Source organism: Methanomassiliicoccales archaeon (genome assembly GCA_036504055.1).
Taxonomy (GTDB): domain Archaea; phylum Thermoplasmatota; class Thermoplasmata; order Methanomassiliicoccales; family UBA472; genus DASXVU01.
Genome location: DASXVU010000006.1, coordinates 22,152 through 35,123, shown reverse-complemented (window position 1 = coordinate 35,123; position 12,972 = coordinate 22,152). Strand labels below are relative to the sequence as shown.

14 protein-coding genes are annotated in these 12,972 nt (G+C 54.8%); 5 read left to right on the top strand and 9 right to left on the bottom strand.

Translation table 11 applies throughout. The annotated features are described in order from the left end of the window. Positions 1 to 214, bottom strand: a 214-nt coding sequence (locus VGK23_01850) for a hypothetical protein (protein HEY3419279.1), incomplete at its 3' end; no start/stop codon positions are given. A gap of 579 nt (positions 215 to 793) precedes the next feature. Here VGK23_01850 and VGK23_01845 point away from each other — a divergent pair. From VGK23_01845 to VGK23_01835, 3 genes are read left to right on the top strand one after another with little or no spacing between them, the layout of a single operon-like run. Next, positions 794 to 1,858: an NAD(P)-dependent glycerol-1-phosphate dehydrogenase gene (locus VGK23_01845; protein ID HEY3419278.1), complete on the top strand. Its 1,065-nt coding sequence runs from the start codon at positions 794 to 796 to the stop codon at positions 1,856 to 1,858. A gap of 14 nt (positions 1,859 to 1,872) precedes the next feature. Then, positions 1,873 to 2,298, top strand: coding sequence for a UPF0179 family protein (locus VGK23_01840; protein ID HEY3419277.1), 426 nt, complete (start codon positions 1,873 to 1,875; stop codon positions 2,296 to 2,298). Between the two features lie 20 nt (positions 2,299 to 2,318). Beyond that, on the top strand, positions 2,319 to 2,747 hold the full coding sequence (locus VGK23_01835; GenBank protein ID HEY3419276.1) for a hypothetical protein: 429 nt from the start codon (positions 2,319 to 2,321) through the stop codon (positions 2,745 to 2,747). Between the two features lie 8 nt (positions 2,748 to 2,755). On the opposite strand, the gene VGK23_01830 is transcribed toward VGK23_01835, so the two are convergent. From VGK23_01830 to VGK23_01810, 5 genes are all read right to left on the bottom strand, one after another. Then, positions 2,756 to 3,670 (bottom strand): phosphoribosylaminoimidazolesuccinocarboxamide synthase, encoded by a 915-nt coding sequence (locus VGK23_01830; GenBank protein HEY3419275.1) that lies wholly within the window; start codon positions 3,668 to 3,670, stop codon positions 2,756 to 2,758. A gap of 196 nt (positions 3,671 to 3,866) precedes the next feature. After that, on the bottom strand, positions 3,867 to 4,562 hold the full coding sequence (locus VGK23_01825; GenBank protein HEY3419274.1) for a KaiC domain-containing protein: 696 nt from the start codon (positions 4,560 to 4,562) through the stop codon (positions 3,867 to 3,869). 5 nt (positions 4,563 to 4,567) lie between these two features. After that, positions 4,568 to 5,416 carry an ATPase domain-containing protein gene (locus VGK23_01820; protein ID HEY3419273.1) on the bottom strand — a complete coding sequence of 283 codons (849 nt, stop codon included), beginning with the start codon at positions 5,414 to 5,416 and terminating at the stop codon, positions 4,568 to 4,570. 77 nt (positions 5,417 to 5,493) lie between these two features. Beyond that, positions 5,494 to 5,961, bottom strand: a complete 468-nt coding sequence (locus tag VGK23_01815; protein HEY3419272.1) for a CinA family protein — start codon at positions 5,959 to 5,961, stop codon at positions 5,494 to 5,496. Continuing rightward, entirely contained in the window at positions 5,927 to 6,532 is a 606-nt protein-coding gene (locus VGK23_01810; GenBank protein ID HEY3419271.1) for a nicotinamide-nucleotide adenylyltransferase, read from the bottom strand. The genes VGK23_01815 and VGK23_01810 overlap by 35 nt, the downstream gene beginning before the upstream one ends. Positions 6,533 to 6,686: 154 nt before the next feature. Between VGK23_01810 and VGK23_01805 the strand changes: the two genes are divergently transcribed. Next, the gene (locus VGK23_01805) at positions 6,687 to 7,232 is read left to right on the top strand and encodes a hypothetical protein (GenBank protein HEY3419270.1); all 546 of its coding nucleotides are present in this window, start codon (positions 6,687 to 6,689) and stop codon (positions 7,230 to 7,232) included. Between the two features lie 76 nt (positions 7,233 to 7,308). Here VGK23_01805 and VGK23_01800 read toward each other — a convergent pair whose 3' ends face one another. Together VGK23_01800 and lonB are read right to left on the bottom strand one after the other, a co-directional pair. Beyond that, positions 7,309 to 7,650 carry a hypothetical protein gene (locus tag VGK23_01800; GenBank protein ID HEY3419269.1) on the bottom strand — a complete coding sequence of 114 codons (342 nt, stop codon included), beginning with the start codon at positions 7,648 to 7,650 and terminating at the stop codon, positions 7,309 to 7,311. A gap of 158 nt (positions 7,651 to 7,808) precedes the next feature. Further along, the gene (lonB, locus tag VGK23_01795) at positions 7,809 to 9,776 is read right to left on the bottom strand and encodes an ATP-dependent protease LonB (GenBank protein HEY3419268.1); all 1,968 of its coding nucleotides are present in this window, start codon (positions 9,774 to 9,776) and stop codon (positions 7,809 to 7,811) included. A gap of 226 nt (positions 9,777 to 10,002) precedes the next feature. Between lonB and VGK23_01790 the strand changes: the two genes are divergently transcribed. Continuing rightward, positions 10,003 to 12,219 (top strand): DEAD/DEAH box helicase, encoded by a 2,217-nt coding sequence (locus tag VGK23_01790; protein HEY3419267.1) that lies wholly within the window; start codon positions 10,003 to 10,005, stop codon positions 12,217 to 12,219. Here VGK23_01790 and VGK23_01785 read toward each other — a convergent pair. Next, positions 12,216 to 12,920 (bottom strand): ATPase domain-containing protein, encoded by a 705-nt coding sequence (locus VGK23_01785; protein HEY3419266.1) that lies wholly within the window; start codon positions 12,918 to 12,920, stop codon positions 12,216 to 12,218. The two genes, VGK23_01790 and VGK23_01785, sit on opposite strands and share 4 nt — an antisense overlap. Positions 12,921 to 12,972: the final 52 nt, after the last annotated feature.

The window sequence follows — 12,972 nt, the reverse complement described above, 5'->3', positions numbered from 1 at the left end:
CCGGATCGTCTGTGGATTCGATAGCGGTCTCGAATGCCTTGTTAGAGTACTTGAGAAGACCTTCCCGGTCAAGCGAACACATCAACACTGGCGTCGAATCGATGAAGCGATAATTCTTCTCGGATAGAGAGGGCAAATCCTTTGGCTCAGTGTCTTTCCCCGACTCGTCCTGTTCCGCCAATGAGATCAGACCATCAAACACCTTCTGGCACATGAAAGCATCGATATGGAAATCATGTACCGTATTACGATTTACGAATTAGGTCTGTGGATCTGCATAAGACATGGGTCTGGCGGTCCATTTGGACGCTGCCTACAACTTACTCGGTTTGCATATTGGCGAACCGCCAATCACTAACGGCGACCGGTGCACCGATCCTTGTCAAACATTTCTCGTCAAAATTTTTATCCGTGAGTATCATTATACATAATTGTGAATTACAATCTAGTCACATCAGAGCTATTATCATTCATAGCCAGCATTACTCTATTATCTCGAATAATTAAGTCTTTCCGATAATCTTATGATTATCTTAAGATTCAGTAGGTTCTAATACTATAATGAAGTTAGAAGTTGCATAGAGGCGTCCGGAGAAGGCTCACCCCCTATTCTCCTCCTAAGAATAGCATTGAAATTCCACCTTGCAGAGCTTTCCCGGAGGCCTCTTTTCTCTATGACATCCCAGACTCCATTTGTCACCATCACCATGAATGGATTTCCTTGACTGGCGGTGGCAAGTACCGATAACTTGAATATAGGGCATCTGTATAAACCTCCGTTCAGGGTGCTTGGATGGATGAGGGAGACTTCACCAAGGCTCGTTCGATGCTTTTTCCCAGACAGGTTCTTGCGGGGCACGGTGCTATCGATGATATTCCCCAAATGTGCAAGGATTTTGGCCTGGCTGGAACGGCGTTGATCGTGGCCGGTGACAAGACCATGAAGGTCGCAGGGGATATTGTATCCGAAGGATTGCTCAAGAACGGCTACGATGTACAGTGCATCATGGTCGGAGAGGCTACAGATGATAACCTCAAGAAAGTGGAACTCGCGGCAAAGGAGTCTAAGGCCAGGTTCCTATTGGGCGTTGGTGGCGGAAGCAAGATAGATCTGGCCAAGATGGCTGCGAAGAACACGAACAGTGAGTTTCTGTCCGTTCCGACCTCGGCCTCGCATGACGGCATCGCCTCGAGCCGTGCCTCGATCCGCAACGATAAGGGATCGATGTCGTTGGACGCCAAGGTCCCCTTGGGAGTGATCGCCGACACGAACATCATCGCGAAATCGCCATACCGTCTTCTGGCATCGGGATGTGCGGACGTCATCTCCAATTCGACGGCGCTTATGGACTGGGAGTTCGCCAGAAGGCTGCGCTACGAGAGCTTCAGCCGGTCCGCTTACGCCCTATCGAACTATACCGCGCAGACCATCATAGACAATGCGGACCTGATCAAACCGAACCTGGAAGAATCTGTCTGGATCGCCATAAGGCCGATCATCATATCTGGGATCTCGATGAGCGTGGCGGGCAGTTCAAGGCCGACCAGTGGTTCAGAGCACATGTTCTCGCACGCGTTGGACATAATAGCCCCGGGGAAGGCCCTGCATGGAGAGCAATGCGGCGTCGGGTGCATAATGATGATGTACCTGCATGGCGGAGACTGGGTCCGCATCAGGACGGCGCTGATGAAGATCGGGGCACCCACCTCGGCAAAGGAGCTGGGCATCTCCAAAGAACAGGTGATCCAGGCCTTGGTGACGGCCCACAAGATCAGGAAGGATAGGTTCACAATCCTGGGGATGGGTTTGACCTATGAGGCCGCCGAGAGGATCGCTACGATAACGAAGGTTATCTGACTGGGAGTGAGTTTATGGTCATAGTCACACTGATAGGAGAGAGACAGGCAAAGGAAGGCGTCGAATTTGTCTACCGTGGGCCGCTCACAGAATGCAAGGAATGTAAGCTTAAGACCGTATGCTTCAACCTTGATGTGGGAGGACGCTACCGCATCAGATCGGTCCGTGACGTGCATCATGAATGCAAGATGCACGAGGACGGAGTAAGGGTCGCAGAGGTCGAAAGAGTAAAGATCCAAGGCTCGGTCAGCAAGAAGGCCGCGCTGGAAGGGTCTACCATATCCTTCGAGGACATCAAGTGCCGCACCCTCGGTTGCGCTCACTATCGCATCTGCCATCCAATAGGGTTGGAGAAGCACACCAAGATGCGCATCTCAAAGATCCGGGGAGACCTGGTCTGCACAGAGGGCAACAAACTGGTAGAGGTCGTTTTCGAATAAACCATATCAGTGAGGTTTTAATGGACGATCCTCTGGTTGATAAGGTCGTTGGAATCCGTGTGGGGATGATCAGGAACGAGATCTCCCGGCTCTTTCCCCAGGCCAATATTGAGGTGTCCGTTCTTGAGGATGGGCGGGCGGCCATCAAGATGTTGGAAGAGGGTTCCGTGATCGGCCTGGAATTTGTTGAGACCGGTTCGAGCTGGAATGACCCGAAACGGAAACGGGAATATTACGTTGCCCTGATCAACAAATGCCGCCTCGAGGTGATCGTCCCCGTGGAGCATGCCATGAGCGCAAGGCTCAGGATGCTTGAGTATAACCAGATGTGGCTGTTCTATTATCAGGTCTACTCCTATGATGGGGAGGGCAATCTGAAAAAGATCATCCGTCCTTTCGAAGATAGGAGCGAAGCGGGGCCGTCAAGCCCGCTTTCTGGATACGCTTGAAGAAACAACTACCGGAACTTCTCACCGGTTAGACGCTCGTAAAGACCGATGTACATCTGAGAGACCTTCTCCACCATCTCCGGCGGCAGGGCAGGGATGTCTGGTTCCGGAGCATGGTTCTTGCGGGCGGCGTACAACTTCTCGTGATAACCGATGTCCCTGTAGTATTGACGGACCATCTCCTTTGAAAGCTCGACGGTCTTGCCCTGGGCATACTGCTCCGCATCCCACCAGCGGTCCTCATCCGCTGTCCCGAACGTGTCCACGATCATGAGGTGGCGCTTCTCGTCATAGGCGAACTCTTTCTTGCCATCGACGTGTATCAATCCCCGTTTCATTACTTCCGATGCGATTATGCTGTCGATCTTGCCGATGACATCGAAGACATGATCATACTCCTTCTCGGTGAGACCGGATATCTTGATAGCCTCCTCCCTGGTCAGTTCGCGATCCGTCTCCTCCAGTTTGGTGGTGGTCTCTATGAAGTCCTTGGGGAGCCTCTCACCGTAGGCAGGAGAATGCCCCTTTGGGAACCCCATCATCTCGGGCGTTACCCGACCTTCCTTGACCCGGTCGTTCAGGGAACCGGCATTGTAGTGGCGGCAGATGAACTCCAGCGGGATCAGATAATTGGCGGTCCTGTGGTTCAGCTTGCTATAGTCCGGGATTACCTCCACCCGTTTCACAAGCATGCGGTCGGGGGCATTCATCTCGATGAAGTCGGAATTGATGCCGTTCTCCTTCAGCAGCTTGAACCAATGGGCCGACGTCCGGCATAACGTTTCACCCTTGAACGGAATGTCCGTCGGGATGATCTTGTCGAAAACGGAGATATTGTTGGTGAACTCGAATTCCAGGGTGTGGGGGTCTACTTCGTAGACCTTCTTGACCTTGCCCACGCGAAAGAGCCGCTTGTCTGACATCGGCCAATAATCTGCACGTGACTAATATTCTTTTCTGGCGTGCACCGCCGATCTTGGTCTCGAGGTAAATTCACACCAGGGCAACGGAATTGCCCATGGATTGTGAGCTCAGGCAAAATTCTTCTAAACGGCTGGCCTAGGATCATTGATGTAAGCCTGCCTGTTGGCCCGGTCTTCATGCGGATGTGGAATTGGCTCAGATCATTTCCGAGCCGGCGTGGACCACGATCCCCTTATTGGTGATCTCGTAGGGAGTGATCTTCCTGGAGTGGGACGTCCGCCTCATCTTGATGATACGGAGAGAAAGCTGCATTTCGCTCCTCTCCACCCGGTCCACGTATCTTAGCGATATTACGCCGTCAGCCACATATTCGACCAGTCCATCCCTGGAGGCCAGCGGGTTATCGTCCTTGGTCTCGGCGGTCATCAGGCAGGTGGCGTTCGTCTTCTTGATCATCTGCGATAGGTTGAATATGTTGATCCTGCGCTCGTGCTCGTCCTCGAACAGCATGTTCAGCAATGACACTGAATCGAACACGATCCGCGTGGCCCCGAACTTGGAGATGAAATCGGGCAGTTCGCTCTTGATCCTCGAGATCGTCGTCTTGGCGTCGTTCGGCTCCAATTTGACTATAACCAGCTTCTGTGAGTCGATCAACGGCTTGAGGTCCCAGCCATGTGACTTGGCGTCCTCGATGATCGAGTTCTGGTCCTCTTCTAGGGAGATGTAGATCCCCTTCTCGCCTCCTGCCAGACCCTGATTGAGGAATTGCAGTCCGAACGTTGTCTTTCCAGTACCGAACGATCCCATCACCACGAATGTGTGCGACTTCGGGACGCCCCCCTCGAGGAGCTCATCCAGTCCGTCTATTCCGGTCTTTACTCGGTCCATTTTGCTCACCCAATCCTTTCCGTATCGATGACCACCAGACCGCTCTGCGCGGTGACCGTGGTCGCGAACCTCGCAATGCGCGCCCTATCCAGGTGCGGTAGTATGCTCATGAACTTCTCAACGTAGAGGTAGCGTTGCCTCTTCGAAGAGGTTGCGAAACGGCTCCACTCAAAGACCAGTGCACCGTCCACTGAGTCGGTGATCATGCGCTGCATCCGGTCATCGATGATGTCCTTGGTAAGCAGCAAATATACCACACCGCCCCATTTCTTGCTCACCCGCTGCATGCCGCGGAGCACCGCCACCAGGTCTTTGGGGTCGATCTTCTGGTTAAGGACCAGATCGGTGAGCGAGTCGATGATCACCATGCTCCTGGGGGCATTCTGGTCCAGGTAATTGACCAGCCCCTCCAGCACGTTCTCGTCGTCGCCGTTGTTGTTCGAGAACAGCGCGGACGATGTGTCCCCGGACCAGCTCTTGGGAACCAGCGTCTGCCTGAAGTATTTGGAGGAAAAATCCTTGAAAATGACGTTCCTTTGGAACGATTCATAGAAGTCCTCGTTGAAGGACATCTCGATCTCCCGCAGGATGTCCTCCTTCGATCTCGAGAACGTGATGTAATGGATCGTTTCCGGCATCATTTGACCCTTGACACTGTGGCCGAGAAAGAACTCGGCCGAATCCGGGTTCTCCTTGATCAGTGATATCTTGGCCGCCGACGTCAACACATATTCTTGCTGGCCTGCTCCCAGATCACCTAGGAGTAGGACCACGGAACCAGCGGGCATGCCACCTCTTATGATATTATCGAAGTCAGCCACTCCCGTAGGAATCCGTTTCACTGGTGCATCCATACCCTTCCATCCTTAACCATTATATGACTACTTGGATTAAAAGTGTTTCGTCATTCTACGGATTGCCGTTCTGTCGATCAGGAGAGCGCTCTAATTATCAGACCTATCAGGTAGTCTGCCGCGGAACGCTTGACCCTGGCACGATCTCCATCGAACAACATCCTTTCGGTCCAGACGTTTTCCCCATCATCTACGGCGAAGTAGACCAGGCCGACCGGCTTACCAGGCCTTTCCCCTCCGGGACCGGCGATACCGGTGACCGAAACCCCTAGGTCCGAGTGGAACCGGTTCCTGACCCCTACGGCCATCTCCAGTGCGCACTGTTCGCTCACCGCGCCTTGGTAGGTGATCGTGCCTTCCTTTACCCCTAACATTTCTATCTTGGAGCGATCGCTGTAGCAGATCAAAGCTCCCAAGAAATATGCCGAGGACCCCGGAACGTTGGTGACCAGGTCACTGGCTAGCCCACCAGTGCACGATTCGGCCAGGGAGACGGTAATTCCTTTGGCCCTAGCTATATTCCCCAGTTCCTGCTCCAGAGTCATCTTCCACCTTCGTTCTGGTTCTAGGGGTAAGGTCCCTGATCCGGTTGACGCCGTCGATCTCATCGATCACCTTGGCGACGGCCGTTGGAATTAGGTCCCTCCAGTCATCCCCTTCCGACATTCTGCGTCTTATCTCGGTCCCGGAATACGATTCGCGGTTGAACATGGGCGAGTCCCTGACCTGGTACTCCGCCTCTGAGAAAAGCCTGCGGGTGAGATTGTTGTTGGTGAACACCACTTCGAAAGGCGGTACGAGCGACACCACGTGGGAGACCCATACCGCGTAACGATTGATGTCCACGATGGGCACCAGGAAGTATTCCCCCATTCCCTCCTCCTTCAAGGCCCGGGAGATCATCAGGTGCCGCTCTCCGGCGGTGAACGGGTTGTCATAGGTGTGTGAATATTGTGCGCTGCCGATGCCGATGATCAACGAATCACATTTCTTGGCGATCGACCGCACCACCTCCAAATGCCCCTTATGGAAAGGTTGGAAGCGCCCTATCAGCAGGCAGCTCGAGAAATGCTCCGGTTTGTTCATTTTCTTGTCAACGCCATTAATGGTTGACAAGATATAAGAATAGTGACCGGACAATACATGCCAGAGCCCGATTCTGAGTTGGAGTTATTGATAACTCAATTAATCCACAATGATTATCAATAATGATAATAATACTATAAATGAGCCGCATAGATTATATCTCATAAATCCGGGTCTGATAATCATGACGAAAGCGTCTTATAATAAGAGGGGGGCAATGGCGACCGGGTCGATGATGATCGTCATCGCCTCGATACTGACAACCGGAGCTGCGGGCACGGTGATCCTTGGAACGGTCAACAACACCGGAGACCAGGCAGCCTCGGTGGCTGAAGATACTGTCAGGAACCTCTGCGACGGCCTCATGGTCGTGGACGCCACTGGTCACTACAAAATCAATAATCTCACAGAATTGCAGTTCATGATGAAGCTGTCACCTGGCAGCAACCCGATCGATCTGACCAAGATCGTCATCTTCGTGACCACTCAATATGGTGAGACGCCTTACCTTTTCCAGAACAGCACCCATCTGTTTACCACGGTCACCTACATGGGAACGGATGATACGATCGTCCAGAAGGGAGAACTTCTGATGTTGACGATCTCCGACCTGGATATACCGGCCGGCGACGAGGTCATCGTCGAAATGATCCCGGAGATGGGTCAGATATTGAGCATGCACTTCGCTGTCCCAGACAGTCTGGGCAATGAGTTCTGCGTCCTCCTTTAGACGGGACCCATACACAAGAAATGCAAACCAGGCCCCGGATGGGGCCATTATCCATTCTTACTACTGCATAACGAACTTACTCATCGTCTAATTCGGGAGTGAGGTCGCCGCATCCACAACATGAAACATCATTCCTGATCGCCCGATCGCTCGTCGCTATGGTCTCCAATTGAAGGAACAGGGCGTTCATGTTCGCTTTGGTGAACTTCTCTCCGAGCTCTTCCAGTGCACGGGCGTTGCAGAACGATTGGAACTCATTACTTTTGGAAATGAAGGTCATCCTCTGTCCATATACCGTCAATGTGACGATCAGGTCCGACGCGGATCTCTGGGGCGCCATCGGATCATATTGAACTTTAGCATCATACTTGTCGGCGAGGATACGGAAAAATCGGATGATCTTGCTTTCTCTCGGCATGGAAAGGCAATGGTCGATCTGGATTAAATGAAATCGGAAGATGGAACGCTAGGACCCTTGCCGGATCGACCGGCCGTCCGATCCAAGGTAACGTGGACGATGCAAGGGGCAGTGGAATATCGAAAAGAAAGAGGAAAAAGGAATGGGTTTGTTGAGGTTTAATGCAGGTTAGGCTTGGCCGCAATGACCGGAGCGCTGTGTTCCAGGAGCTCGGCCAGCTTCTTGAGCAGGCTTTCCTTCTTGACACCGCCGACCAGTGCGTACTTCAGGACCTCGCCCATGTTCGTCACCGGGATGATCTCTATCTTCCCTACGTAGCGCTCCTCGAGCACGATGTCGTTCATGTTGGCGCGCGGGATGAGAACCCGCTTTATCCCCGACTCGGCCGCAGCCTCGATCTTGGCGGTCACTCCACCGACCGGGAGCACCTGCCCACGGACGCTGAGGCTTCCGGTCATAGCTACCGTCTGGTCCACCGGAACCTCTTCCAGGGCGGATATGACGGCAGTGGCCACGGATATCGAGGCGCTGTCCCCCTCGACGCCCTCATACGTTCCGATGAACTGTATGTGCACGTCGTGGTTGTAGATGTCCTCGCCGGTGTACTTCTTGATCAGCGCGGAGACGTTCTCCACCGCTTCCTTGGCGATCTCTCCGAGCTTGCCGGTGGCGATGATCTTTCCAGCGTTCTTTATCTGAGCCGGCGTCACCTCTGCCACGATGGGCAGCACTACGCCGGACAGCTCGGTCATGCTTGAGCCGGAGTTCAGCGCGGCCAGGCCATTGACGACACCGACCAGGTCACCCTCGACGTTGAAGCTCTTGTAATCCTTCCTCGCCTGGATATACCGGTCGACTATCTGCTGCTCTAGGCTGCGAGCGATCCTCTTGGCCGAGAACACGTGCTGCTGGGTCACGACCGGCTTGTTCTCTTCCCGGGCTATGTCCCCGGAAACGCGGATCAAACCGCCGAGCTCCCTCAGTCTGAGGGTGAGCTGGCCCCGCCTGCCTGCGCGCCTCTGCGCCTCCTTGATGATCTCGGCAACCGCCTTCTTGTCGAAATGAGGGATCTTCTTGTCCTTGGCCACTTCCTGGGCCACGAACCGGATCAGCTTCTTACGGTTATCGTCGGTGTCGTCCATGGTGGAACGCATGTACACCTCGTAACCGTAACCGCGTATCCTCGACCTGAGCGCGGGGTGCATGCCCTGAATGGCATCCATGTTGCCTGCGCATACCAGGATGAAATCGCACGGGACGGCCTCGCTCTTGACCATAGCGCCGGAAGAACGCTCGCTCTGACCGGTTATGGGGAACTTGCCCTCCTGCAGCGCTGTGAGGAGCGACTGCTGGGATTCCATCCTCAGCATGTTGATCTCATCGATGAACAGGACGCCCTTCGATGCCTTGTGGATCGCACCGACCTCCAGCCTCTCGTGGGCAGGGGTCTCCAGGCCTCCGCTTTGGAAGGGGTCGTGCTTGACGTCCCCCAGCAATGAACCTGCGTGCGCACCGGTGGCGTCGATGAACGGAGCTGTGTCCTTGTCGTCATGCGTGATGAGCAGCTTGGGCACCATATAGCTCTCTTGCCTGGTGCCCGAGTAGCGCATCGCGAAGAATATGATCGCCGCGGCAATGATCCCGATCAGGACGATGTTGGTGTCCTTCATCCCGCTGGCGATGTATAGCACCAGCGTCAGTGCGACGATCATGAAGACCATGATCGTGACCATGGAGGTCTTTTGCTGCTTGCGCTGCATGGCCTCCCGCTTCTGGGCGGCGACGATCTCCCTTCCTTTACCGGCCGGGACCACTCTGATCTTCGGCTCGTTTGAATCGTCTGGATTGTGATATGCCACAACATCCTGGAGCTCGCTCTTCGGCAGATACTCCGTCATGGATTTGGCGAGCATCGACTTCCCGGTACCTGGCTCCCCGATCAGCATCACGTGGCGCTTCTGTTCTGCGGCCTTCTTGACCACTTCTACAGCAGCCTCTTGACCGATGACCTGGTCGGCTAGCTTGTCTGGGACCTTGATGTCCGCTGTGGTGGTGAAATCCTGCGTCTCTATCCACGTCTCTGCGTCGGGAAGATTCGCTATTTCCTTTGGGTTCTCTTCAACCATACTACACCGGCTTCCAAATTCATCCCATAACAGCGCTGCTATATAAGGCTATTTGAAAAAATAATCATATAATGACACTATCCAGCACGCGATTCTCGGGGTTTCAGAGGACCACATCGGAATGTCTCATGGGACTCGGATTTCCTTGGACGAATCCTCCAATCGACAACGCTTTATGCCGGACCTCCCCTTGCGAAAGAAGAGGCCGAGGAGACCGGAATAGCGAATGAATGTCAAGGAACTTGATCTTCCCGCGGGCGTCATCGAGATCCTGGAAAAGGAAGGGATCACCGAGCTCTATCCACCTCAGGCAGAGGCCGCCCCCTTGGCGGTGGCAGGCAAGAACCTGGTGGTGGCCGTCCCCACCGCCTCGGGAAAGTCGCTCATCGCCTACCTGGCGGCGATGAAGCATATCCTCGAACGCCATGGCAAGGTGCTCTACATCGTACCGCTCAGGGCATTGGCGACGGAAAAGTATGATGATCTGAGGAAGTTCGAGCCATTAGGCATTAAAGTGGGCATCTCGGTGGGCGACTTCGACTCACCGGATTCCCGCCTGCAATCCTATGATGTGATCGTGGCCACCTCGGAGAAGGCTGACTCTCTGCTTAGGCACCAGTCAGACTGGTTGCGCGAAGTGACCCTGGTCGTCGCTGACGAGGTCCATCTCATCAACGATCCGGACCGAGGGCCGACGCTGGAGGTCACGCTGGCCAAGTTCAAGCGCTTCAACACGGGTCTCCAGATCATCGCGCTCTCGGCCACGGTCAACAACTCCAGGGAGCTGGCGGAATGGCTTGATGCCGTACACATCGCTAATCGTTGGAGACCGGTCAAGCTTAAGGAAGGAGTGTACCTGGATGGAACGGTACGTTTCATCGACAACAGCACCAGAAAGGTGGTCTTCGAGGAGGACCCCGTATGGAGCCTGGTAAAGGACGCGATCAAGGAGGGAGGGCAAGCCTTGGTCTTCGTCAACACCCGCAAGTCGACCGAATCGCTGGCGGTCAAGTTCTCCAAGCTCACCAAGGACCTGGCGGAAGGTGTCGAGCTCGACCCGGAAACCGAGAGGATGATCGACGGGGAAGGGGAGCACACCTCGGTCGGACGCACCTTGAAATCGTGCGTCAAGAAGGGGATAGCCTTCCACAACGCCGGGCTGACCAATGACCAGCGGCGCATGGTTGAAGGTTCGTTCAAGAAGGGCAAGATCAAATGCATAGTGGCCACACCGACACTGGCGGCCGGGATCAACCTGCCGGCCCGCCGAGTGGTGATCCGTGACGTTTATCGTTTCGACAATGGGATGAACGTTCCCATCCCGGTCATGGAGATAAAGCAGATGTGCGGGAGGGCGGGACGCCCGAGATATGACCCTTACGGAGAGGCGATCCTGCTGGCCAAGTCCGAGGATGAACTGACGTTCCTCCGCGACACGTACCTGCTGGGAGAGCCGGAGGATGTGATATCCAAACTGAGCAACGAGGCGGTCATGCGAAGCCACGTGCTCTCCACCATCGCCAGCGGCACGGCCAGCAGCTGGGAGGGCCTGATGGACTTCCTTGGTTCCACTTTCTTCGCGCACCAGGCGAACATCGTCGGCATAGAGGAGGCGGCCAACAATATCCTGGAATTCCTGGAGAAGGAAGGCATGATCAAGACCGGTCCGGACCAGACGATCAAGGCCACGTTCTTCGGCCGCCGGGTCTCCGACCTGTACATAGACCCTATGTCCGCCGTCCGGATGCGTCAGGCGTTGGAAGCATATAAACCGGGAAAGGAGTTCGGACTCTTCCACGCGGTATGTTCGACCCCGGACATGCGCACCATGTTCATCAGGCGCAACGACAAGGAATGGCTTGAGGACCTGGTCATGAAGCGCGAGGGAGAACTGGTGTTCGATCCTCCAGAGGACGACGAGACCGAGTATGAGTTCTTCCTGGCGGAACTGAAGACCGCCACCATCCTCGAGGACTGGACCATGGAGATCGAGGAGGACAAGATACTGGACAAGCTCGGCATCGGTCCCGGGGACCTTCGGAACAAGGTCGAGATAGGGGAATGGCTGCTCTACTCGATGAGGGAGATGGCCAACATCTTCAACAAGGACGCATACCCACCATTGACGGAGCTCATGACACGTCTGCACTATGGGGTCAGACCGGAACTGCTCGACCTGGTCAAGCTCAAAGGAGTGGGCAGGATAAGAGCGCGTTCCCTTTTCAAGAAGGGCTTCACCACTCTGGAGGCGTTGCGTCAGGCGGATGCTGGACAGATATCCAAGGTCATCGGGATCAGCGATATCCTTGCCGCCAGCATCAAGAAACAGGTCGGAGCACCTACCGGGGCGCCCATGCAGATCGCTGAGAACGAAGCGGAGGCCGAGCCCGAAAGCCCGAAGAAAGCAAAGGACCGGGGCCAGAGCAGTCTGCTGGACTTCTAGAGGTCGCTTATGGCCCGGGTGATGAAGAAGCCCTTATCCTTGTAATAGAACGAGTAGTAGCTGCTGGAATGGTCGGTCTCCCGCAGTTTCACACAGCGCAACCGTCTCTGCACGTCGGTCTCTCCCACGTCCACCATCCTCAGGTGCAGGATCCCATCGGACAGGAAGTCCGTATCCTCTCCGCCGTAATACTGGAACATGCCCACCGGCATCTCGGAGATCACCATGGTGGTGATGGCCATGGAGCGCAACCATTCGAACAGCCGGAAGATCTCCTCCCGGGGTCGCTCGAACTCTGAGATCAGCGTCAACGCCCCCAGCGAGTCGATGACCAGTAGGTCGTAGTTCATACGCTTACGGGTCTCCTCTATGGCGTACTTGAACGTATCCAGCCAGTTCGATCCTTCGGTCTTCATGCGCAGTTCGCCCAGGTCTAGGATGTCCAGGTTCGCCTTCAGCTTGCCGTCGAATCCAAGACCATGCATCTGCCGCAGGAGGCTGTCCCGCGACTGCTCCAGAGAGATATAGAGGCCGGGAACCGCGTCGTCCCTGGCGTTCGTGTAAAGCATGTAATAGGCGAGGGAGGATTTCATCGTTCCAGCGGTGCCGCAGATGAGCACCACGCTTCCCTCCGGGATGCCACCGCCTATGTTCTCGTCCAGCCCATGCACGTGCGTCCTGTACCTCGGCCTTTGGTCCAATGGAATCCCCGATGAGGCTGAGTATCGGCGCTGATGCTAATAGATTTTGTTA

Coding starts and splice junctions, on each gene's coding strand:
- VGK23_01790 (HEY3419267.1), top strand. CDS start 10,003: ATGAATGTCAAGGAACTTGATCTTCCCGCGGGCGTCATCGAGATCCTG.
- VGK23_01815 (HEY3419272.1), bottom strand. CDS start 5,961: ATGACTCTGGAGCAGGAACTGGGGAATATAGCTAGGGCCAAAGGAATT.
- VGK23_01805 (HEY3419270.1), top strand. CDS start 6,687: ATGACGAAAGCGTCTTATAATAAGAGGGGGGCAATGGCGACCGGGTCG.
- VGK23_01825 (HEY3419274.1), bottom strand. CDS start 4,562: ATGGACCGAGTAAAGACCGGAATAGACGGACTGGATGAGCTCCTCGAG.
- VGK23_01830 (HEY3419275.1), bottom strand. CDS start 3,670: ATGTCAGACAAGCGGCTCTTTCGCGTGGGCAAGGTCAAGAAGGTCTAC.
- VGK23_01840 (HEY3419277.1), top strand. CDS start 1,873: ATGGTCATAGTCACACTGATAGGAGAGAGACAGGCAAAGGAAGGCGTC.
- VGK23_01835 (HEY3419276.1), top strand. CDS start 2,319: ATGGACGATCCTCTGGTTGATAAGGTCGTTGGAATCCGTGTGGGGATG.
- lonB (HEY3419268.1), bottom strand. CDS start 9,776: ATGGTTGAAGAGAACCCAAAGGAAATAGCGAATCTTCCCGACGCAGAG.
- VGK23_01845 (HEY3419278.1), top strand. CDS start 794: ATGGATGAGGGAGACTTCACCAAGGCTCGTTCGATGCTTTTTCCCAGA.
- VGK23_01800 (HEY3419269.1), bottom strand. CDS start 7,650: ATGCCGAGAGAAAGCAAGATCATCCGATTTTTCCGTATCCTCGCCGAC.
- VGK23_01820 (HEY3419273.1), bottom strand. CDS start 5,416: ATGGATGCACCAGTGAAACGGATTCCTACGGGAGTGGCTGACTTCGAT.